General features: G+C 33.5%; 20 protein-coding genes and 3 pseudogenes. 17 read left to right on the top strand and 6 right to left on the bottom strand.

Annotated elements, in window-relative coordinates; genetic code table 11:
- Nucleotides 1-2 precede the first annotated feature (2 nt).
- The 15 genes from I858_RS12990 (at nucleotide 3) to rfbB (ending at nucleotide 15905) form a co-directional block, all read left to right on the top strand.
- Complete coding sequence (locus I858_RS12990; protein WP_049695198.1) at nucleotides 3-620, top strand: acetyltransferase; 618 nt, start codon at nucleotides 3-5, stop codon at nucleotides 618-620.
- Nucleotides 621-1832: a glycosyltransferase family 4 protein gene (locus tag I858_RS12985; RefSeq protein ID WP_049695178.1), complete on the top strand. Its 1212-nt coding sequence runs from the start codon at nucleotides 621-623 to the stop codon at nucleotides 1830-1832. It begins immediately after the preceding gene.
- 19 nt (nucleotides 1833-1851) lie between these two features.
- The gene (locus tag I858_RS12980; protein ID WP_049695179.1) at nucleotides 1852-2877 is read left to right on the top strand and encodes a polysaccharide biosynthesis protein; all 1026 of its coding nucleotides are present in this window, start codon (nucleotides 1852-1854) and stop codon (nucleotides 2875-2877) included.
- Entirely contained in the window at nucleotides 2874-3986 is a 1113-nt protein-coding gene (locus I858_RS12975) for a capsular polysaccharide biosynthesis protein CapF (RefSeq protein ID WP_049695180.1), read from the top strand. The genes I858_RS12980 and I858_RS12975 overlap by 4 nt, the downstream gene beginning before the upstream one ends.
- Nucleotides 3987-3988: 2 nt before the next feature.
- Entirely contained in the window at nucleotides 3989-5128 is a 1140-nt protein-coding gene (gene wecB, locus I858_RS12970) for a non-hydrolyzing UDP-N-acetylglucosamine 2-epimerase (RefSeq protein ID WP_049695181.1), read from the top strand.
- The gene (locus I858_RS12965; RefSeq protein WP_049695182.1) at nucleotides 5112-6200 is read left to right on the top strand and encodes a glycosyltransferase; all 1089 of its coding nucleotides are present in this window, start codon (nucleotides 5112-5114) and stop codon (nucleotides 6198-6200) included. The genes wecB and I858_RS12965 overlap by 17 nt, the downstream gene beginning before the upstream one ends.
- A 17-nt stretch (nucleotides 6201-6217) precedes the next feature.
- Complete coding sequence (locus tag I858_RS12960; RefSeq protein WP_049695183.1) at nucleotides 6218-7069, top strand: glycosyltransferase family 2 protein; 852 nt, start codon at nucleotides 6218-6220, stop codon at nucleotides 7067-7069.
- A gap of 26 nt (nucleotides 7070-7095) precedes the next feature.
- Nucleotides 7096-8178 carry an EpsG family protein gene (locus tag I858_RS12955; protein ID WP_049695184.1) on the top strand — a complete coding sequence of 361 codons (1083 nt, stop codon included), beginning with the start codon at nucleotides 7096-7098 and terminating at the stop codon, nucleotides 8176-8178.
- A 19-nt stretch (nucleotides 8179-8197) separates the two neighbouring features.
- On the top strand, nucleotides 8198-9313 hold the full coding sequence (locus I858_RS12950) for a glycosyltransferase (RefSeq protein ID WP_049695185.1): 1116 nt from the start codon (nucleotides 8198-8200) through the stop codon (nucleotides 9311-9313).
- Between the two features lie 574 nt (nucleotides 9314-9887).
- Nucleotides 9888-11207 carry a nucleotide sugar dehydrogenase gene (locus I858_RS12945; protein ID WP_157886548.1) on the top strand — a complete coding sequence of 440 codons (1320 nt, stop codon included), beginning with the start codon at nucleotides 9888-9890 and terminating at the stop codon, nucleotides 11205-11207.
- A 13-nt stretch (nucleotides 11208-11220) separates the two neighbouring features.
- The gene (locus I858_RS12940; RefSeq protein ID WP_083553713.1) at nucleotides 11221-12519 is read left to right on the top strand and encodes an oligosaccharide flippase family protein; all 1299 of its coding nucleotides are present in this window, start codon (nucleotides 11221-11223) and stop codon (nucleotides 12517-12519) included.
- A 49-nt stretch (nucleotides 12520-12568) separates the two neighbouring features.
- Nucleotides 12569-13471, top strand: a complete 903-nt coding sequence (gene rfbA / locus I858_RS12935) for a glucose-1-phosphate thymidylyltransferase RfbA (protein ID WP_049695188.1) — start codon at nucleotides 12569-12571, stop codon at nucleotides 13469-13471.
- Complete coding sequence (gene rfbC, locus I858_RS12930; protein ID WP_049695189.1) at nucleotides 13468-14031, top strand: dTDP-4-dehydrorhamnose 3,5-epimerase; 564 nt, start codon at nucleotides 13468-13470, stop codon at nucleotides 14029-14031. Before rfbA ends, rfbC begins: the two co-directional genes overlap by 4 nt.
- Nucleotides 14032-14889 carry a dTDP-4-dehydrorhamnose reductase gene (rfbD, locus tag I858_RS12925; protein ID WP_049695190.1) on the top strand — a complete coding sequence of 286 codons (858 nt, stop codon included), beginning with the start codon at nucleotides 14032-14034 and terminating at the stop codon, nucleotides 14887-14889.
- Nucleotides 14889-15905 carry a dTDP-glucose 4,6-dehydratase gene (gene rfbB, locus I858_RS12920; protein ID WP_049695191.1) on the top strand — a complete coding sequence of 339 codons (1017 nt, stop codon included), beginning with the start codon at nucleotides 14889-14891 and terminating at the stop codon, nucleotides 15903-15905. The genes rfbD and rfbB overlap by 1 nt, the downstream gene beginning before the upstream one ends.
- A gap of 160 nt (nucleotides 15906-16065) precedes the next feature.
- Here rfbB and I858_RS12915 read toward each other — a convergent pair.
- The 4 genes and pseudogenes from I858_RS12915 to I858_RS12895 all read right to left on the bottom strand — a co-directional run.
- Nucleotides 16066-16517: pseudogene (locus I858_RS12915) on the bottom strand (IS66 family transposase); the annotation flags it as partial.
- Nucleotides 16518-16652: 135 nt separating this feature from the next.
- Nucleotides 16653-17408, bottom strand: a complete 756-nt coding sequence (gene istB / locus I858_RS12905; RefSeq protein ID WP_049695192.1) for an IS21-like element helper ATPase IstB — start codon at nucleotides 17406-17408, stop codon at nucleotides 16653-16655.
- Nucleotides 17405-18088 (bottom strand): Mu transposase domain-containing protein, encoded by a 684-nt coding sequence (locus I858_RS12900; RefSeq protein WP_157886523.1) that lies wholly within the window; start codon nucleotides 18086-18088, stop codon nucleotides 17405-17407. The genes istB (I858_RS12905) and I858_RS12900 overlap by 4 nt, the downstream gene beginning before the upstream one ends.
- A 215-nt stretch (nucleotides 18089-18303) precedes the next feature.
- Nucleotides 18304-18459: pseudogene (locus I858_RS12895) on the bottom strand (ATP-binding protein); the annotation flags it as partial.
- Nucleotides 18460-18749: 290 nt separating this feature from the next.
- On the opposite strand from I858_RS12895, the gene I858_RS17550 reads away from it, so the two are divergent.
- Nucleotides 18750-18881, top strand: a complete 132-nt coding sequence (locus I858_RS17550; protein ID WP_275425614.1) for a hypothetical protein — start codon at nucleotides 18750-18752, stop codon at nucleotides 18879-18881.
- Between the two features lie 274 nt (nucleotides 18882-19155).
- On the top strand, nucleotides 19156-19449 hold the full coding sequence (locus I858_RS12890) for a hypothetical protein (RefSeq protein ID WP_049695193.1): 294 nt from the start codon (nucleotides 19156-19158) through the stop codon (nucleotides 19447-19449).
- 94 nt (nucleotides 19450-19543) lie between these two features.
- On the opposite strand, the pseudogene istB (I858_RS12885) reads toward I858_RS12890, so the two are convergent.
- Together istB (I858_RS12885) and I858_RS12875 are read right to left on the bottom strand one after the other, a co-directional pair.
- Nucleotides 19544-19888: pseudogene (gene istB / locus I858_RS12885) on the bottom strand (IS21-like element ISSau9 family helper ATPase IstB); the annotation flags it as partial.
- Nucleotides 19889-20557: 669 nt separating this feature from the next.
- Complete coding sequence (locus tag I858_RS12875; protein WP_049695195.1) at nucleotides 20558-21424, bottom strand: hypothetical protein; 867 nt, start codon at nucleotides 21422-21424, stop codon at nucleotides 20558-20560.
- Nucleotides 21425-21664: the final 240 nt, after the last annotated feature.

Raw genomic sequence — 21664 nt, 5'->3', positions numbered from 1 at the left:
CTATAAAAGACAAACTCCTTATAATTGGAGCAAGTGGTCATGGGAAAGTTGTAGCTGATGTAGCTCTTAAGATGAAAAAATGGCAACGCGTTGCTTTTCTAGATGATGACAAAACTTTAAAAAAATCTCTTGGTCTTGATGTGATTGGAGATTCAAAAGATTTGAAGATATATATTGATGAGTGGGATGTTTTTGTTGCTATAGGCAATAATTCTATAAGAGAAAAAGTTCAAGAAAAATTAGAAGCTCAGAATGCAAATATTCCAGTGTTAATACACCCAAATGCTGTTATTGGAGAAGAAGTCGAGATATCTGAGGGCACTGTAGTCATGGCTGGGGTTGTCATAAACTGTTCTACAAAAATTGGTAAGTGTTGCATTATTAATACTGGTTCTACTGTGGATCACGATAATCTAATAGGCGATTATGTTCATATTTCTCCTGGAGCAAATCTTGCAGGTACAGTTAAGATTGGAAAGAGTACTTGGATAGGAATTGGTAGCAGCGTAAACAACAACTTGAATATTTCGAAAGATATCATAATTGGCGCTGGAGCTACAGTTATAAATGATTTAAATGATTCTGGAGTGTATGTAGGTGTTCCAGTAAGGAGACTTTAAATGAATGTTTTATTTTTAACACTTTTGGATTTCAAAACAGTTGAAGAAAATGGGATATATACAGATTTAATGAGAGAATTCATTAAATCTGATCATAACGTCTACATAATTTCTCCTACCGAAAAGAGAAAAAATGAAAAAACACATTTAATATATGATGAGAATTGCACAATACTTAAATTGCAAATTGGAAATATACAAAAAACAAATTTAATTGAGAAGGGTATTAGTACATTTACTCTAGAAAAAAAATATACTACTGCCATTGATAAATACTTTAGACAGATCAAATTTGATTTAGTTCTTTATTCTACACCACCTATAACGTTGCAAAAAGCAGTAGAGTACGTCAAAAAAAGAGATAATGCTTTATCTTATTTATTGTTAAAAGATATTTTTCCTCAAAATGCCGTAGATCTTGGAATTATAAAAAAGAATGGTATTCATCGTATTCTTTATTCAGTTCTTAGAAATAAAGAAAAAAAATTGTATATGACCTCAGATTATATCGGCTGCATGTCCGAAGCTAATAAGGTGTTTTTATTGAAACACAATCCATATCTTCAAAATGAGAGGATAGAGCTTTGTCCTAATTCAATTGACCCTTCTTATACAGAAATTAGTGAAAGTGCTAAAGAAAAAATTAGAGAGAAATATAAAATACCAAATAATAAAACTATTTTTATATATGGTGGAAATTTAGGGAAGCCTCAAGGTGTAGATTTTTTAATTGAGTGTTTAGAATCTAACAAAAAAAACAGAGATGCTCACTTTATAATTGTAGGTTCTGGAACAGAATATTATAAGTTAGAAAAATACTTTGAAGTAAATAAACTACAGAACGCACAGTTGTTTAGTCAGATGCCTAAAACAGATTATGAGGTGTTAGCCAATTCCTGTGATGTTGGGTTAATATTTTTGGATAAGCGATTTACAATACCTAATTTCCCATCAAGGTTACTTTCGTACATGCAGGCGTCAATGCCGGTTTTGGCAACAACTGATGTTAATACAGATATAGGTGAAGTAATCGAAGAAGGTCAATTCGGTTATTGGTGTGAAAGTAATAATGTTGAAATATTTAACCAGAAAATTGAGTGTTTTTATCAAAAAGAAGCAAGAGATATACTTGGTAAGAATGCTAGACAGTATTTAGAGAATAATTATACTGCAAAACATTCTTATGAAATAATCATGAGACATTTTAAATGAATTGAAAAGAGGCTATTTTATGTTTAAAGATAAGATTTTATTGATTACAGGTGGCACTGGATCATTCGGTAATGCAGTATTAAACAGATTTCTAGACACAGATATTAAAGAAATTCGTATCTTCTCAAGAGACGAAAAAAAACAAGAAGATATTCGTAAGAGACTTAATAATTCAAAAGTAAAATACTATATTGGCGATGTAAGAGATATCAATAGTATTAACACAGCGATGAAAAATGTGGATTACGTATTCCATGCAGCTGCACTTAAACAAGTACCTTCATGCGAGTTTTTCCCTATGGAAGCAGTAAAAACAAATGTATTAGGAACTGAAAATGTACTCAATTCAGCTATTCAAAATGATGTAAAAAAAGTTATTTGTCTTTCTACTGATAAAGCCGTATACCCAATTAACGCAATGGGAATTTCTAAAGCCATGATGGAAAAAGTCACGGTAGCTAAATCTCGAACTGTTGATGTAACTGATACCAACATTACAGGGACTCGCTATGGGAATGTTATGGCTTCTCGTGGATCCGTTATCCCTTTGTTTATTGAGCAGATTAAAGCTGGTAAACCATTAACAATCACTGATCCTGAAATGACGAGATACTTAATGTCTCTTGAAGATGCAGTAGAACTAGTACTGTTTGCTTTCCAAAACTCAAACCAAGGCGATATTTTCGTGCAAAAAGCACCAGCTTCTACTATTGGCGAACTTGCACAAGCGCTTAAAGAGTTATTTAAAGTGGATAATCCGATTGAAGTTATTGGAACGCGTCACGGTGAAAAATTATATGAAACGCTTCTGACGAGAGAAGAAATGGCCGTGGCGACAGATATGGGCGGATACTACCGTATTCCAGCTGACAACCGTGATTTAAACTACAATAAATACTTTACTGAAGGTGAAGAAGAAGTATCAGAAGGTTGGGAGTATAACTCACACAATACACATCGCCTAAACCTTCAAGAAATTAAAGAACTTTTACTGAGTCTATATGTAGTTCAAGAAGAATTAGCAAAAATGGGTGTTACACAATGACCAAGATTTTAGTGACAGGTGCCAACGGATTTGTCGGTAAAAACTTAGTAACAGAACTAAAAAATCAAGGTCATGAAGAGATCTATCTTTTTAGCAGAGATAACTCTTTTGAAGACCTTGAGCGATTTACAAAAGACTGTGACTTTGTCTTTCATTTAGCAGGTGTTAACCGAACCCAAAATGAAAGTGAATTCATGGAAGGAAATCAAGGCTTAACATCAAAATTACTTCAGCTTCTTATCAATAATGCCAATAAAGCTCCAGTGCTAATTACTTCATCTATTCAAGCCGAGAAAGATAATCCTTACGGGAAGAGTAAGAAAGCCGGAGAAGAAGAATTATTGTCATACGCTAAAGAAACAGGGGCTAATGTATTTGTCTACAGATTACCAAACTTATTTGGGAAATGGAGTAAGCCAAATTACAATACAGTTGTAGCTACATATTGTTACAACATCGCGAGAGATTTAGACATCCAAGTGAATAACTCGGAAGCACTTTTAGAATTAGCTTATATTGATGATGTGATGGAAGAATTCCTTAATGCTTTAAATGGGAATCCAACTATCGTAGAGAATTTCTGTGTTGTTCCAGTTACGTACAAAGTTACACTTGGCGACTTGGCAGACAGGATTAGAAGCTTTAAAGAAAGTAGAAAGTCTTTAGCGGTGCTTACGATGAGTGATGAATTGACAAAAAAACTGTATAGCACGTATTTAAGTTTCTTGCCAGAAGATAAATTTTCATATGATTTAAAAATGAATGTCGATAACCGCGGGTCTTTTACTGAATTTCTGCGCACACCAGATCGTGGACAAGTGTCCGTGAATATTTCTAAACCTGGAATCACAAAAGGCAATCACTGGCACCATACAAAAAACGAAAAGTTTTTAGTAGTTAGTGGAAATGGGTTAATTAGATTTAGAAATATTGACTCAGAAGAGATCATTGAATACTACGTAAATGGGGATCAACTTCAAGTGGTTGATATTCCAACAGGCTATACGCATTCAATAGTGAATGTAGGAAAAACAGACTTAGTAACAGTCATGTGGGTAAACGAGAGCTTTGATCCAGAAAAGCCGGACACTCATTATTTGGAGGTATAAAGATGAAAAAATTAAAAGTCATGACGGTTGTAGGAACAAGACCGGAAATCATTAGACTGTCAGCAGTTATCAATAAATTAGAAGAGTCGAATGCGATTGAACATATACTTGTACATACAGGACAAAACTATGATTATGAATTGAATGAAGTGTTCTTTGAAGACTTTAACTTAAGAAAACCTGATTATTTCTTGAACGCTGCTAACGGTACGGCTGTTGAAACAATTGGTAATATTCTTGTGAAAATCGATCCGATTTTAGAAGAGGTAAAACCAGAAGCGTTACTTGTTCTGGGCGATACAAATAGCTGCCTATGTGCAATTGCAGCGAAAAGAAGACAAATCCCAATCTTCCATATGGAAGCCGGAAACCGCTGCTTCGATCAACGTGTTCCAGAAGAAACGAATCGTAAAATTGTAGATCATACAGCAGACATTAACTTAACGTATAGCGACATTGCACGAGAATATTTGTTAAGAGAAGGCCTTCCAGCAGATCGGATCATTAAAACAGGAAGTCCAATGTTTGAAGTTCTGAACTCAAGAAAAGAAGACATTGAGAAATCAGAAATCGTTGAAAGATTAAATTTGAAAGAAGATAAATACTTTGTGGTATCTGCACATCGCGAGGAAAATATTAGTTCAGAAAAGAATTTCTTGGATCTTTGTGATAGTTTAAATGCAATTGCAGAAAAATACGAGATGCCGATTATTATTAGTACTCATCCTAGAACTCAAAAGATGATTGATGAAAAAGGTATCAAATTCAATTCATTAATTCAAACGATGAAGCCGCTTGGATTTAATGATTATGTGAAGTTGCAAATGAAATCTAAAGCAGTTCTTAGTGATAGTGGGACGATTAGTGAAGAATCTTCTATTTTGGGTTTTAAAGCTCTTAATATTAGACAATCTCATGAGCGACCAGAAGCGATGGAAGAGGCTTCTGTAATGATGGTAGGGTTAGGAAAAGAGAGAGTATTACAAGGTTTACAAATTTTAAATACGCAAAAAAGAAACACTCTCAGAAAAGTAGAAGATTATAAAATGCCAAACGTTTCAGAAAAAGTTCTTAGAATAATAATTTCATATACGGACTATATAAATAGAATTGTGTGGATGAAAAATGAGAATATTAGTTAATTGTTTAGCTACCAGTAAAGGTGGAGCACTTTCGATTTTAACTAATTTCTATAATCATATAAAAAATTCGAAGGAAGAAAAAGAAAATGAATGGATATTTTTACTTAATGATAAATATATTGAAGAAACAGATAATATTAAAGTAATAATAGTTAACAAAGGAAAGCAAAGTCCTTTAAGAAGATTGTACTTTGACTTTATAAAAGGCAAAACTTATATCTCAAAGTATAATCCAGATGTAGTTTTTTCTTTACAAAATACAATTTCTTTTGGACTTAAAATACCTCAAGTCTTATATATGCATCAAGCAATACCATTTCAGCAGGAGAAAAATTTTTCTTTTTTTAAAAAAGATGAAAGAACTTTTGCTTTATATCAACATGTTATTGGACGTGTAATTATTAGCTCTATAAAACGAGCCAACCATACTATAGTTCAAACAGATTGGATTAAAAGAGAAGTTGTCAGTAAATGTGGCATTGACCTCTCTAGTATTTCTGTAGTTCTCCCAAATATTGAAAAGCTGCCAGAAATAAAAAAAATAAAAAGAAATGAAAAAAGTTATACAAATTTTTTCTATCCTGCCGCTAAAAGTATTTATAAAAACCATGGATGTATATATGAGGCTACACGGATACTTCAAAATGAAGGGATAACAGATTATAATATAGATTTAACAATTAAAAAAGAATCTGATACTCAAAATATTAATTTTCTAAACGAAATTTCTCGTGAAAAGGTTAATGAGAAATATCAATATTCAACATTAATTTTTCCTTCTTACATTGAGACGTTGGGATTGCCGTTGTTAGAAGCAAAACAATACAGTTCTATTATACTTGCTTCAGATATGCCTTTTTCAAAAGAGGTTTTAAAAAATTATGAAAACGCCTATTATTTTAATCCACACAAACCTGCACAGTTGGCCAAACTAATGAGTAAAGTTATTTCCGGAGAGATAACTCGAAAAGAAACTTTTGAGAATAAAGACATATTAGAGACTGACAGTTGGAAAGATGTTTGTGAAATTATTAAAGATGAAGGGAGAACTAGAATTACGAATAATACTTAGATTAAGGAGAGAATTTTTTGGGGAAGAAAATTTCTGTAATTATAGTTAGCTACATGAATTTAAATATAATAAAAGATTGTTTAAGCTCTATTTATAAATTTAACGATATTGGGAATGAACTTGAAGTTATTATAGTAGATAATAGTCCTGAAAATACAATTATTAATTATGTGAAGAAAGAGTGGGAAAGTGTAATTGTGGTGAAGAATGAGAATAACGGTTTTGGTGAAGCTAATAACGTTGGAGCCAGAATAGCTCGTGGTAATGTAATTTTATTCTTAAACCCAGACACAATATTAGTGGAACCGTTATTTTCATTTGCCTTAGAAAAATTTGACGAATCTAGAGAAGTGGCATTATTTGGTCTCAAATTAATTGATAAAAAATTTAAAAGAAATATGTCATATTATTTAATAGATAGCGCTGGTTTTGTACCATCTCAAATAAATAAAATCTGTAATAAATTAGATATATTTATAGATGGGAAAATGTTTATTTCCGGAGCGAACATTTTTATTTTAAAAGATATCTTTTTTGAAATAGGTATGTTCGATGAAGAAATTTTCATGTATTACGAAGAAAGTGATCTTATTAAAAGATTAAGAAATAAAGGCTATAAAACTGCATACTTTAAAGAAAAGCGCATAATACATTTGGAAGGAAAATCATCTAACAATAATTTCAATGCACTCGAAAGAAGAATGAATTCATTAAAATATTATTGTATGAAGTATGATCAAAACTTTAGCGAATATTTAGAAAAAGAAATTAATTATTTGAGATTAAAGACTGTAGTATACAATTTATTTAGAAATGATGTTAGAAATTTAAAAAAATCTATTAAAATATTAGAAAGTTACAATAAATAACTATTAGAAATGAAGTGGGGTAGAAAATGTTATATATTCTCTCTATAGTTTTAGTTTTGATAAATCTTCTATACGCATTTGTCAAAAAGAAGAAGAATAGTCTATCTTTCGGATTAATGCTCCTAGCATGGATTTTATTTTGGGGAAGCTATAATAATCCCGATTACAGTGTGTATCAATCTATTTACAATTCAAAAGGAGAATATACAACCGATAGTCTGGAATATGGCTTTATTACTTTGATAAAGCTATTCAACATTATTGGTTTCAATTATGAAATGTTTTTAATGACAATCTCATTATTGTCTTTCTATCTTATACATTCAACCGTTAAGTTATTTACTGGAAATTACAATTTCGTATATTCATTGTATTTCATATTCCCTTTATTTTTCGATATAGTACAAATCAGAAATTTTTTAATGATGGCTATTTTCATATATTCGGTAAGATTTTTAGTAGAAAGTAAAAAAATCAAATATTTAATATTGATTATAATTGCAAGTACTATACAAATATCAGCTTTAGCTTTTCTACCGTTTATGATTATTAATACTAAAAAGAAAAACTATGGAATTGGAATAATCTTTTTAATTAGTATTTCGATTTCAATTATACTTTTGTTAAACAATAAAGAAATTCCTTATTTAGAAAAAATAACAGATTTAACTCAGAGTGATAAGTTGTCATTCTATTTTGAAACAACTACTAACTATGGCTTTCTTTTATACTGGTTTGTTCATATTTTAACTTTTTCTATGATTATTTTATCTAAAAAACTTTATAGGAAGTTCGAAATAAATGATCTTAGAAAAGATATTAAATTTCAATTTATTAATTTAGTATATTGGATTAATGTATTAGGATTCATTTATTTTCCTCTTTATCTCTTAAATTCAAACTTCACAAGAATTATGAGGAACTTAATGATTTTGAATTATATTGTGATAGCTATAACGAGTTATTCAATAAAAAATAAAGCAGAAAGTAAAATATATTTTTTAATCGTCGTCGTTTATATGGCGATAATTTACATGATATTGCAATATCCGTTTTTTAGCAGTACGATAAAACCCATTTTAGAAAATAATTTAATGTTTAAATTTTAATTAAAAGGAGTTTTGATAATTGAAAGGGCTTTTTATATATTATAAAGATATTAGTAAAAGCAAGGTCTCAGGTATAGATAAAAAAGTAAAATCTCAAATAAATGTTTTTAATCAAGAAAAATTAAATTTTTCATTTTCTATCAACTCCTCTAGTGGTGGAGCAATAGAGAAGTTGCTCTATAGATTCCCATTTTTTAATACATTTCAAAAATGGGAATATAAAAATGAGTACGATAATATTGATTATTTGTATCTTAGACGTCCTGCAGCTTTTACAAAATATACGATAAACGTTTTAAAGTTAATCAAGAAAAGGAATCCAAGTATAAAAATTGTTTTAGAAATTCCTACCTATCCATATGATAAAGAATTAACTATTAATAAAAAAAATATTCCGTTGTTAATTAAAGATAGACACAACCGAAAAAAGTTAGCTGGAATTGTCGATAGAATAGCAACTTTGACTGGTGATAAAGAGTTGTTTGATATACCAACTTTAAAATTTGAAAATGGTGTCGACTTGTCTTCGATAAGTATGAAGAAACCTACAGTTAAAAATGGTACAGTAAATTTAATAGCGGTAGCTATGTATGCTGAATGGCATGGATACGATCGAATTCTTGAAAGTATTGGCCAATACTACAGTAGTGGTGGTAAAAGAGAAGTAGTTTTTCATTTAGTGGGTAACGGGAGTGAGACTCAAAAATATAAAACAATTGTAAAAAAATACAATATTGAAAAAAATGTAATATTCTATGGAGAAATGTCAGGTGAGGAGTTAGATAGAGTATACGATAAATCGGATATAGCTGTAGATGTATTTGGGATGTATAGAAAAAATAATACAATTTCGTATTCTTTAAAAAGTAGAGAGTATCTAGCAAAGGGATTGCCTATAATTTCTGGATGTAAAATAGATTTATTTGAGAATCATAATATTAAATATTTCAAAGAATTTTCAAACGATTCTTCTAAAGTACCTTTAGAAAGTATTTTTGATTTTTATGATGACATATATTCTCAAGAAAAGTCTCCTTTAGAAATAATAACAGAGATAAGAGAGTTTGCTGAAAAAACTTGCGGTATGAATTCAGCGATGAAAAATGTTACTGATTACTTTAAAGAGAAAATTTGAATTATTCTAAAGGATCATAGTTTCTATAAAGCTGTAATCGTTTGTTTACATGAATAGTTTATTTAAATTCTAAATCTTCTAAACTTTCATCTATGTGCTCTACTTCGTCAAGTTTTATATGATGAAGTAGAGAAAATAAAGGTGTTTGTCTATGTATTGTGAATTTATATTATTTAGTTTTTAGTACAATAGCATAATTTGGTTAGCTTATATGGTATCCATCTAGATGTTGAGAATGTACGCTGTAATGTACTGGAGATATTGATATTCTGTTTCTCAAGAGTATCCCATATCATAGTCACTTACAATGTCAATAAACGGGATTTACTAGATAGCGAATATTAAACTTGAAAGACTAATATTCGCTAAGTAGTCTACCTCGTTTGAAAAGGACTGAGGTAGTGTACTGTGAAGGTTGCTTGCTGTTTGAATAACTAGTATTATATTGGATTCGAGTAATTGTCTAATTTTATCAATATATTGAATTTAAATTAGTCAGAATGAGAGTTGTGGAATTTAACTACTGGAAAGAGATACTTTATTAAAAATTTCTAGGAGTGATTTGATGGAAAAGTTGTACGCCTATGAGCGTTTGTTAAATAAACAGGAAAAATTATCAGTAATTGGATTGGGTTATGTAGGTATGCCCCTAGCAGTTGCATTTGCTGAAAAAATTGACGTTATCGGATTTGATGTTAATGAAGAAAAAATTAACTTATATAAAAGTGGAATAGATGTTACCAATGAAGTTGGAAATTATGCTATTCAAAACACAACGTTAGACTTTACTTTTGATGAAACAAAGTTAAAGGAATCTAAGTTCCATATAGTAGCAGTTCCAACTCCAATAAATAGCGACAAAACACCTAATCTTTCACCAGTTGAAGGAGCAAGTAAATTAATTGGAAGACACCTTACAAAAGGATCTATAGTAGTATATGAATCTACAGTATACCCTGGCGTTACTGAAGATATTTGTATACCTATACTAGAAAGAGAATCTGGTTTAACTTGTGGAATAGATTTTAAAGTTGGTTATTCTCCCGAAAGAATTAATCCAGGAGATAAGGAACATAAGTTAGAAAATATAGTGAAAATTGTATCGAGTATGGATTTAGAAAGTCTTGATGAGATTGCAAAAGTATATGAGATAGTTATCAAAGCAGGAGTACATAAAGCTAAATCGATTAAAGTAGCTGAAGCTGCTAAAGTTGTAGAGAATAGTCAAAGAGATATAAATATTGCTTTTATGAATGAGCTAGCTATGGTATTTGATAGAATGGGGATAGATACTAATGAGGTACTAGAGGCTATGAATACAAAGTGGAATGCACTAAAATTTTCTCCAGGATTAGTTGGAGGACATTGCATTGGAGTAGATCCTTACTACTTTCTATATGAGGCTGAAAGATTAGGTTATCATAGTCAAATTATTCTCTCAGGAAGAAAAATTAATGATAGCATGGGGGAATTTGTAGCAGACTCTGTAATTAAAAAGTTAATTTTAGCAAACAAAATTGTAAAAAAAGCTAAAGTAGTGGTTTTTGGTATTACTTTTAAGGAAAATTGTCCTGATATTAGAAATTCTAAAGTATTTGATATTATAAAAAGGCTAAATGAATATGGAATTGAGCCTATATTTGTAGATCCTCATGCAAATATAAAAGAAGCAAAAGACATATATGGAATCAATTTAGTGAAAAAAGAAGATATAAGAGAAGCGGATTGTTTAGTATTTGCTGTAGGTCATGAAGAATTTAAGGCTTTAAAAATTCAAGAACTGAAGAGTATGACAGAGAACAAAAATGATGCAAATAAAATCTTAATAGACGTTAAAGGGATTTTTGACAAAGATTCATTTCTTGATAACGAGTTTGAATATTGGAGTCTTTAATTAACATTATAGATTGGAAAGAGGTATTCTTCTGTCTAGATATTTTAAAATATTGATAAAAAAGCTGGCTGATCTGTGGAATAAAGGTGCATTTCATATAATCATAGGAAGCTTCGTAACAAAATTTGTGTCTTTTTTTGGGACAATATTTCTCATTAGAGTAATGTCTAAAGAATCCTATGGTCTACTAAGTTATATGGAAAATATTTATGGTTACCTATTTATATTTGCTGGAATGGGCTTGGGTAATGGCCTTTTACGGTATGTTATATTAGGGAAAAATATTCATGAGAAATTTACTTATTATTTGTACACAGTCAAAGCAGCTTCAATTTATAACTTTTTTTATGTTGCTATAATAATTTTAGTGTTAACTATATATCCCCATCCAGCAGAATTTGAATCAATTAGGATAATGCTAATAATAATGGTTATTTTTACATTACCATTTGAATACTTATTCATAGAAAACACTTTAAATTTTAGAGCGATGTTCGACAATAAATTATATGCTGGAGTGGGACTAACTTTTTCGATTTTATTAATTATCTTCCAATATGCTGGAGCTGTGCTATTTGATTTAGAAGGAGTAGTTTTTTTAAAAATCACAGCAAATATAATTATGGGATTGGGAGTATGCTATTTTTCTTATAATTATTATTTTAAGGGAATAAAAAAGACTAAATTAGAGAAAAAGGAAAAAAAAGAAATAAACATATATTCTATTCAGTACATGTTTACCAGCGGTGCATGGTCAATATTTATGCTGAATGACATAATGTTGTTAGGAATATTGTCAGGAAGTGCATTATTAGTAGCTGATTTTAAAGTTGCTTATGTTCTTCCAGCTAACTTGGCAATTATAAGTACTGCCATAGGTATTTTTATTGGCCCCTACTTTATAAAACATGAAAATGATAAAACATGGGTATGGAAAAATTATAAAAAAGTTTTATTTATTGTTTTTTCATTGATAGCTCCAATTGCATTGTTTTTATTTATTTTTGCCCCTCAAATAGTAAGCGGATTATATGGTTCTGAATATATAAGTACTGTTCCAATAATGAGAATACTAATATTTTCTTCCCTTATAAATGCTACTTTTCGTTTTACCACAGCCCACCTTTTATCGTCTATGGGCCAAATAAAATATAATTTGTATATATCAATTGTAGGGATACTCTTGCAGGTGAGCATCAATATATTTGCAATTCCTACATTTGGAATAAGTGGACTAGCAATAACTAGTGTGTTTGTAAACGTGTTTATGGCGTGTTCGTTGTTCTATATATTTAGAATAAAATATAAGTAAGTTAAGTTTTTTCTGTAATCTCAGAGATATAAGGAAAAGAGGTTTAAAGATGAAAGGTATAATATTAGCTGGAGGTAGTGGAACAAGGCTGTATCCTCTTACAAAAACTATATCTAAGCAATTGTTGCCGATATATGATAAACCCATGATTTATTATCCATTATCAGTATTAATGTTAGCTGGAATTGAAGATATTTTAATTATTTCAACTCCTCAAGATATTCCGAATTATAAAGATTTATTAGGTGATGGGAAAAGTATTGGAATTAAATTAAACTATGCAGTTCAAGATTCTCCAGATGGCTTAGCACAAGCTTTTATTATTGGAGAGAATTTTATTGGTAATGATAGTGTTGCTTTAATCCTGGGTGATAATATTTTTTATGGACATGGATTTACTAGCCTATTAGAAAATGCAGCGTCAAGAAAAGGTGGAGCTACAATTTTTGGGTATAACGTAAAAGATCCAGAGAGGTTCGGAGTAGTAGAATTTGATGAGAATGGAAAAGTTAAATCTATAGAAGAAAAACCTGAATTTCCAATTTCAACTTACGCAATAACTGGGCTATATTTTTATGACAATCGTGTAATTGATATTGCGAAGAAAATTAAACCTTCAGCACGTGGTGAATTAGAAATAACAGATATCAATAAAGAGTATCTTCAGTTGGATGATTTACATGTTGAATTATTAGGCAGAGGTTTTGCATGGTTAGATACAGGAACTCACGAAACACTTCTTGAAGCATCTTCATATATTGAAATGATTGAAAAGCGTCAAAGTCTAAAAATAGCTTGTCTTGAAGAAATCGCATATCGAAAAGGTTATATAACTAAAGAACAGTTAATCACTCTTGCAGAACCATTAAAGAAAAATGAGTATGGCCAATATTTACTTAGACTAGCTGACCAACATGTGGATATATTAAAGAGAGAAGAGGTATTAGGGTGAATTTTATTAAAACAAAATTAGATGGAGTCTTCATTATTGAACCAAACCTTTTTGGCGATCACCGCGGGTGGTTTACTGAGACATATAATAAAGAAAGCTTTAAAAAAGCTGGATTGAATTTAGATTTTGTTCAAGATAATCACTCGTTTTCAGCATCTAAAGGTACTTTAAGAGGTTTGCACTATCAATTAGCACCTAAATCTCAAACCAAATTAGTGAGATGTACAAAAGGTTCGATTTTTGATGTGGCTGTTGATATAAGAAAAGGAAGCGCCACTTATGGCGAGTGGTTTGGCATTGAGCTCACAGCGGAAAATAAAAAACAATTGCTAGTACCTAAGGGTTTTGCGCATGCTTTCATGACTTTAGAAGATAATGTGGAAGTTCAATATAAAGTAGATGAATTGTATTCACCAGAAAATGATCGTGGAATTATTTGGAATGATCCAACAATAAGTGTGGAGTGGCCATTAAACTTAATGCCAATTCTTTCAGGAAAAGATGAAAAAGCCCCCTTGTTAAAAGATGCAGATAATAATTTTACGTATGGAGTTGAGTAAATGAAAATCTTAGTTACAGGTTATAATGGGCAGCTTGGATACGATGTAGTTCAAGAGGGATTAAAACAAGGATTAACTATGGTTGGCATCGATAGAGAAGACTTAGATTTAACAATTAATACGGATGTTGAAACTTTTGTTCGCGAAATGCATCCAGATGCAATCATTCATTGTGCAGCATATACAGCCGTTGACAAGTCTGAGGAAGATCGCGAGAGTTGTTGGAACGTGAATGTGAGCGGGACTGAGTATTTAGCAGCTATTGCGAAAGAAATAGATGCGAAATTCATTTACATCAGCACAGACTATGTGTATGACGGAGAAGGTCAAACACCTTTTGTTGAAACTGATACACCTAATCCGCAAGGTTATTATGGAGTAACCAAGTATGAAGGCGAGAAAAAAGTAAGAGAATTAATTGAAAAACACTTTATCATTCGGACATCTTGGGTTTTTGGAATGAACGGCCAAAATTTTATTAAAACAATGCTCAAGCTAGCGGAAACAAGAAATGAATTAAACGTAGTGGGAGATCAGATTGGTTCACCTACCTACACATACGATTTAGCAGTTCTTTTAATTGATATGATTCAAAGTGAAAAGTACGGATTATATCATGCCTCTAACGAAGGGTTCTGTAGTTGGTCAGATTTGGCTACAGAGTCATTTAAACAAGCAGGAAAAGAAATCAAAGTGAATGCTATTAATACTGAAGAGTATCCGACACCTGCTGTACGTCCCAAAAATTCACGCATGTCCAAACAAAAACTACTAGATAACGGTTTTAAGCAATTACCTCCTTGGCAGGATGCCGTGAAGAGGTATGTTGCAGAACTTCAATTAGAGGTGAAAAGTTAATGGGGACAGAAGTTTTAGTAACGGGTGGAGCTGGATTTATCGGTGGGAACTTTGTTCAATATATGGTAGAAAAATATCCTGATTATGAAATTTATAATTTGGATTTACTAACTTATGCTGGAGATTTAACTAAACATAAAGAAATCGAAAAAAAATCTAATTACCATTTTTTAAAAGCTGATATTGCTGACGAGAAGATAATTAATGAATTATTTAGTGTTCATAACTTTGACTATGTCATTCATTTTGCAGCCGAAAGTCATGTGGATCGTTCAATAACTGATCCTGGTATTTTTGTGCAAACGAATGTTTTAGGTACACAGGTATTGTTAGAGGCAGCTAAAGAATTTGGAATAACTAAATTTGTGCATGTATCAACTGACGAAGTTTATGGTGAATTAGATTTCGATCCTACTACATTTTTTACGGAAGATACCCCTATCCAACCGAATAGTCCATATAGTGCTAGTAAGGCATCATCTGACTTATTAGTTCGCGCATATCATGAAACATTCAATTTACCGGTTAATATTACACGATGTTCTAATAACTATGGTCCTTATCACTTCCCAGAAAAACTTATACCTTTGACTATTTCTCGAGTGTTAAATGATCAAAAAGTACCGGTTTATGGAGACGGTAAGAATATTCGTGATTGGCTTCATGTAATTGATCATTGTATAGCTATCGACTTGGTAATGCATAAAGGTGAAAATGGCGAAGTATATAATGTAGGCGGTCATAACGAACGAACGAATTTAGAAGTTGTAAAAACAATTATTAATACATTAGGTAAATCAGAAGATTTGATTGAATATGTGAAAGATCGCTTAGGTCACGATAAACGCTATGCAATAGACCCAAGCAAGTTAGAAAGCTTAGGCTGGCAGCCCACTTATAAATTTGAAACAGGAATTGCACAGACAATTCAATGGTATCTTGATAATAAGGGCTGGTGGGAAAGAATTATTTCTGGAGAATATCAGAATTATTTCGAAAATCAATATTCAAAATAAGTCTTAATGAAATCGCGCCCCTGTGAGCGAGACAATTCAGTCTATACAAAGAAGTTGAATAACGAAAACGCCATCTTCAATGGTAAGCGTCCAATATCGAACACCTAGTTTCTTCGAAAAGAAAATGCCTTTCCGATTTTTTGTCGGAAAGGCATTTTTGTTATTTTTTCTTTTGGATATAACAATCTTTTGGAAGTTCCTTCGACCAGGGCATGAGATGATCGATGTTCAGGTCCGCCGTCATATCCAACTGCGGAAGTTCTTCGAAAAGAAATTGAAGGTAGAAAAATGGATTCAAGCCATTCTCTTTGGCTGTCTCTACGAGACTGTAGATGATGGCACTTGATTTCGCCCCATTCGTCGATACGGCAAACAGCCAATTCTTTCGTCCTATGACGAACGGTTTAATCGACCGTTCCGCGCGATTGTTGTCGATCTCGATACGTCCGTCTTTCATGAACGTTGTCAACTTGTTCCATTGATTCAACGAGTAAGTGATGGCTTTGCCGGTTGCCGATTGCGGCGCATGATTTCTTTTTGTTCAGTTAGCCATACCAAATAAGCATCCAGCACAGGCTGACTGTCTTTTTGTCGTATTTTCAATCGTTCTTTTGCATCTGAGTATTGCGGAACGAAAAAGCCACGTGTGCGGAGATTTGAGCCACCAATTGCGGAAAATGTGGCCATTGAATGCATAGAAGAGAGCCACCGGCTAGATTTTGCCAGTGACTCTCTTCTTTTATATGGTCAGCGAGGAGCGACTAGACTATGTCGTTCACGCATTGAGATCTCGCCATCGATCAATATCTTATAGGAGTCGTGGACAATCCGATCAAGAATCGCATCGGCCACCTGGGCTTGACCAAGTTTGGAATGCCACCCTTCGGGTGAGAACTGTGAACAGAAGATGGTAGAAGTCCGTTTGAGCCTCGCATCGATTATTTCTAAAACATGGAGTACTTGATCTTGAGATAGCTCACTCAGAAGCCATTCATCCAATATCAATAAATCGATGGATCTGTATTTTTGAATCAGTTTGCGAAAACTTCCATCTGCCTCATGTTTGGCAACTGCGAGTTCATCCAATAATTCGGGCAAGCGAATATATTTCACCTTGTAGAACTGCCGACAGGCCTGAATGCCGAAGGCATTTGATATCCACGTCTTCCCGTTTCCTGAAGCGCCCATAAGGATAATGTTATGATGCTTCTGAAGATAGGAGCCGGATGCCAGCTCTAAGATTAGCTGCTTATCCAACTTACGGTCAGCGTGATACTCGATCAGTTCAACGGCTGCGCTCGAGTCATCAAGCGTCGCCTGTTTGATCAGACGCTCCAGTTTATTGGACCTTCTGCGATCATATTCTGTATCCACCAATAGGTTAAAGCGGTCATCAAAATCCATGCCTTGGAAGTCTTTATTTTCATTCTGTAGTTGATATAAATCCGCCATTCCACTCATCTTCATGTCCATTAACTTTCGTAAGGTTTCTTGATTGATCATTTTTTATCCCTCCCAAAATAGGTAGCGCCTCTGGTGAAACCATAGTCCTCTTTCTGTGGTTCCCGAACTAGCTGTTTATCCGCTTGCTTTTTCTTTTGTCTCTCCAAGATGCTTTTCAAAACGGCAACGGTTGGATGCGAGGATATCTCGAGTAAGGTCTTAGACGCTGCCTCAAGCTCTGTGTCAGTTCTTTTAGAAGCCGTACTTCTCAATCCGTTTAATATGTTCAACGCCTTCTTTTCGACATTCGTTTTCAGGATATGTTCAACCAGTCGCTCCATATTCGGTCCAATATTCCTCGCCCATTTCCGGTTGTTTTCTGGATTATGATCAAGGTAAAGTCGATGGTGGTCTGGCATGTGATCGGGATTTGTGGCATATGGATCCTCTGATTTCTTTTTACGAGGATGTGATGCAATGCGCACATCTTTAAAGTACAATTCAATTACATCCGCAGTGATTCGGACATCGACATCCTCGCGGACGTATTCATAAGGGACGGAATAAAACTTATAGTCCACTTGAACATGGTAATTCGGCTGGACTTTGGCAGTTGCCCATTCCGTCATCTTGAACCTTGTTAGGGGCAGAGGATGAAGGTGGCTCTTCTCCTCTTCTTCAAACACTTTGAATCGAGAACCTTCGCGCTTCTGAAAGTTCATCGTATTGATTTCTTCCAACTTTTCAAAGATCCGCGCATTCAAATCCTCTAGATGAAAACACTGGTAGTTTCGTAATGATGCAATGATCTGTCTCGATATGTATGAAGAAGGACAAGCTCGAGAACCAGTCGTGCCATAAAATAGAACCAAGGCGGACACGTTTGAGAACCAATTCGGACATCAGAGAACCACTCATAAGAATAAGAAGGCCGCCCGAGGGCGGCTTTTTATTCTTATGAGTGAATCCCTAGTCTTTCACGCATGGAAATCTTTCCGTCAATGAAAATGGAATGTGAACTATGAATTACCCGATCGAGAATCGCATCGGCCAATGTTGCTTCGCCAATTTGTTCATACCAACCGCCTGGTTCAAACTGAGAACAGAAGATGAGAAACCGCGCCCCTGTGAGCGAAAAAATTCAGTCTATACAAAGAAGTTGAATAACGAAAACGCCATCTTCAATGAAATCAACCGATTTCGAAGATGGCATTCGTATATTTATTGAGGTTGATAAATAGTCATAATTGAACCGTGCACAGGGACCATTTGGGAACTGCTGGAAAAAAACGTTCCCTCTTATAAATAAAAACCGGATCTGGTGTGTCACCCTGGGTTGGAAACGATGCTTCGAACCTGTACACTAAAATAAAACAGAACCGGCAGGAACGGAGTGGCAACATGGATAGTAAAACCTGGGTGGATTATATCTCAGCGATGGTTAATTTATATGGCATTGTGCCCTTTGAGCAAGTGGCGAACGTGATTTCAAGCCAAAATAAAGAGAGCATGGAAAAAAACGCGCCCCTGTGAGCGAAACAATTCAGTCTATACAAAGAAGTTGAATAAAAAAAATGCCATCTTCAATGAAATCGACAGATTTCGAAGATGGCATTCGTATATTTATTGAGATTAATAAATAGTCATAATTGAACCGTGCACAGGGACCATTTGGGAACTGCTGGAAAAAAGAAAACGTTCCCTCTTATAAATAAAAACTGGATCTGGTGTGTCACCCCGGGTTGGAAACGATGCTTCGAACCTGTACACTAAAATAAAATAGAACCGACAGGAACGGAGTGGGAACATGGATAGTAAAACCTGGGTGGATTATATCTCAGCGATGGTTAATTTATATGGCATTGTGCCCTTTGAGCAAGTGGCGAACGTGATTTCAAGCCAAAATAAAGAGAGCATAGCAGTTGAGGAAATCAAGGCGTGGATTCAAGATCCATTTGCAGGAGGACTAGCAAAAGCGGCGCTTCAGAACCGGTTCGTCTATGAATACGGTGGAGGCTTTTTTGTCGGGGAATGGATCATGGAATTCGAAGCGTTTGATGAACACTGGCTGGCGCAACAAGTAGAAATCGCGCCCCTGTGAGCGAGACAATTCAGTCTATACAAAGAAGTTGAATAACGAAAACTGTATTTCGCAACTGAAAACTGAGCCACAACGCAATTTAATTTTGAGCCACTTATGAATGGCTGTTTTCGAGCCATTTTTGCGTTTCTCTCATTCGATAAGAAGGACCGACCATATTTACCACATGCGATTTATGCGTTAGGCGATCCGTTAATGCGGCAGTCAAAATGGGATCATGAAACACTTCTTCCCATTTCGCAAACGACAGATTACTCGTGATAATGGTCGAAGATCGACCCGCGCGCAATGACAAATGCGTAAAGAGTAATTCAGCTCCTTCTTTATCGAAGGAAATGTAGCCCAATTCATCAATGGTGACGAGGTCGTACTTCTCAAATCGCAATTCGAAAGAGCGTAAGGTCCGTTCGGACCGGCTTTCCTTCAATTGATTGATCAAACCGCGCCCCTGTGAGCGGAATAATTCAGTCTATACAAAGAAGTTGAATAGAGAAAATGCCATCTTTAATGAAATCAACCGATTTCGAAGATGGCATTCGTATATTTATTGAGGTTGATAAATAGTCATAACTGAGCCGTACACAGGGAACAACTGGAGAATGTTTTCCAGTAAATCCATAAGAAGAGCAAATGATAAACGCTACATCACCGGCGGTTCCATATCCTCCACATGCGGATCTTCTTCTGCGTTCTGTGCATAAGTCAGGCAATACATACAATAGGCTGTGTTGTTTTTCTCGAACGGCTCTGGCAGCAAGTCCCGAAGCAACTCCCTATCTAGAAAAGCCGGAGCAGGGAGAGTATCGTTCCAGTAAAGTGGAAACGAACAATACGGATACAGCTCCAATCGCTCCACCATCGGTTTTTGGGTTTGAATCGGATTGCGGTGGATATAACTACTGACCGTGAGAAGGCCAAGACGTGAATCGACTTCTTTCGCAAAATAGCGCTTTTGGTATATTCATCCAATGTGGCGATAACGCTTGGCATAGTGTACGGTTCCCTGGTAGCGAGAGAACTATATAGAGAAAAGCTATTTCAATAAAACCGATGTATTTTTCAGATAATATTCGTATAATTAATGTTCATGATAAAATTTGCTTTATAATTATTCAGATTTTTCTTTTTGTTTATCTAAAAAATTAAGAGGCAGTTTGTAATAGACTGTTTGTATATAAACAGGCATAAATATTAATAGAAGTAAAAACTCTAACTCGTTGGAAAAATCATCTACGTATTCAAAGCTGTTTGTGTTAAAAGAGGTATAAATAGATGTAAATAAAAGTGCTGCTGTTGTGACGGTTCCTAAGATTTCATATATATTCAATAGTTCTTTTCTATATTTTTTATATTCCCTTAAATCAGGAATTTCATTAATTTTTATTGGTTTTACATAACCGAAGAAATATCTAACCACCCAAAATCCTTTTTTTCGGAACATCCATTTTAATTGTTTTCTTGACTTTCTGCGAATTTTTCTTCGTAGTATAAGTTCGATTTCATCACTTTTTTTAGCAAGTTTAAAAGCTTTTCTTTGATAATTAAATTTCTCATAGAAAAAATAGAATAATAGGGTGCCGAGAAATGAAAAGAAAAATAAACCAACAAAAGAAATCTTTGTGAAAGTGGCTTCCTCACCGAATATTATAATCATTTTCGAAGAAATAAAAATAAGAAAAAATAATAGAATTGTGAAAGTCAAAAATCCACCTCTAATAAGTTCACGCGTAATAATAACAATTTTTGACTTATTTTTAATAAATGTGCTAGATATTGCATGGTCTACAAGCATTGAGAAGATAATTACTGATGCGAGCCAAAATGGATCGTAGAAGAAAAATCCAAAGAGTAAAATTCCGCCAGCTTCAAAACCATTCCTAACTAAAAGAGCAAATGCTGGGATAAAGAAAATAAAACTGCATAGGATAATAAACCATAATATGGCTGCTTTTGTATCTTTATTTATGTTATGCATAAAATTCTCCTTTCTATGGAGTTAGTTAGTAAATATAATACTTTCATCTGTGAGAACTTACCAGGTTATTTTTAAAAAATAGCGCCTCTGTGAGCGGAACAATTCAATTTATACAAAGAAATTGAATCACAAAAACGTGCCCCTGTGAGCGAAACAATTCTGTCTATACAAAGAAGTTGAATAGAGAAAATGCCATCTTCAATGAAATGAACAGATTTCGAAGATGGCATTCGTATATTT

Origin of the sequence: Planococcus versutus (assembly GCF_001186155.3) — a bacterium.
In the GTDB taxonomy this organism is placed as follows: domain Bacteria; phylum Bacillota; class Bacilli; order Bacillales_A; family Planococcaceae; genus Planococcus; species Planococcus versutus.
Note: the sequence above shows the minus strand (reverse complement) of the source record. Positions and strands in the feature narration are given on the sequence as shown.

Excerpts from the sequence above, each read along its gene's own strand:
- I858_RS12980 (WP_049695179.1), top strand. The coding sequence starts at position 1,852 with ATGTTTAAAGATAAGATTTTATTGATTACAGGTGGCACTGGATCATTC.
- I858_RS12965 (WP_049695182.1), top strand. The coding sequence starts at position 5,112 with ATGAGAATATTAGTTAATTGTTTAGCTACCAGTAAAGGTGGAGCACTT.
- wecB (WP_049695181.1), top strand. The coding sequence starts at position 3,989 with ATGAAAAAATTAAAAGTCATGACGGTTGTAGGAACAAGACCGGAAATC.
- rfbD (WP_049695190.1), top strand. The coding sequence starts at position 14,032 with ATGAAAATCTTAGTTACAGGTTATAATGGGCAGCTTGGATACGATGTA.
- I858_RS12955 (WP_049695184.1), top strand. The coding sequence starts at position 7,096 with ATGTTATATATTCTCTCTATAGTTTTAGTTTTGATAAATCTTCTATAC.
- I858_RS12875 (WP_049695195.1), bottom strand. The coding sequence starts at position 21,424 with ATGCATAACATAAATAAAGATACAAAAGCAGCCATATTATGGTTTATT.
- I858_RS17550 (WP_275425614.1), top strand. The coding sequence starts at position 18,750 with ATGGATAGTAAAACCTGGGTGGATTATATCTCAGCGATGGTTAATTTA.
- I858_RS12975 (WP_049695180.1), top strand. The coding sequence starts at position 2,874 with ATGACCAAGATTTTAGTGACAGGTGCCAACGGATTTGTCGGTAAAAAC.
- I858_RS12890 (WP_049695193.1), top strand. The coding sequence starts at position 19,156 with ATGGATAGTAAAACCTGGGTGGATTATATCTCAGCGATGGTTAATTTA.
- I858_RS12985 (WP_049695178.1), top strand. The coding sequence starts at position 621 with ATGAATGTTTTATTTTTAACACTTTTGGATTTCAAAACAGTTGAAGAA.
- rfbA (WP_049695188.1), top strand. The coding sequence starts at position 12,569 with ATGAAAGGTATAATATTAGCTGGAGGTAGTGGAACAAGGCTGTATCCT.
- istB (WP_049695192.1), bottom strand. The coding sequence starts at position 17,408 with ATGATCAATCAAGAAACCTTACGAAAGTTAATGGACATGAAGATGAGT.
- rfbB (WP_049695191.1), top strand. The coding sequence starts at position 14,889 with ATGGGGACAGAAGTTTTAGTAACGGGTGGAGCTGGATTTATCGGTGGG.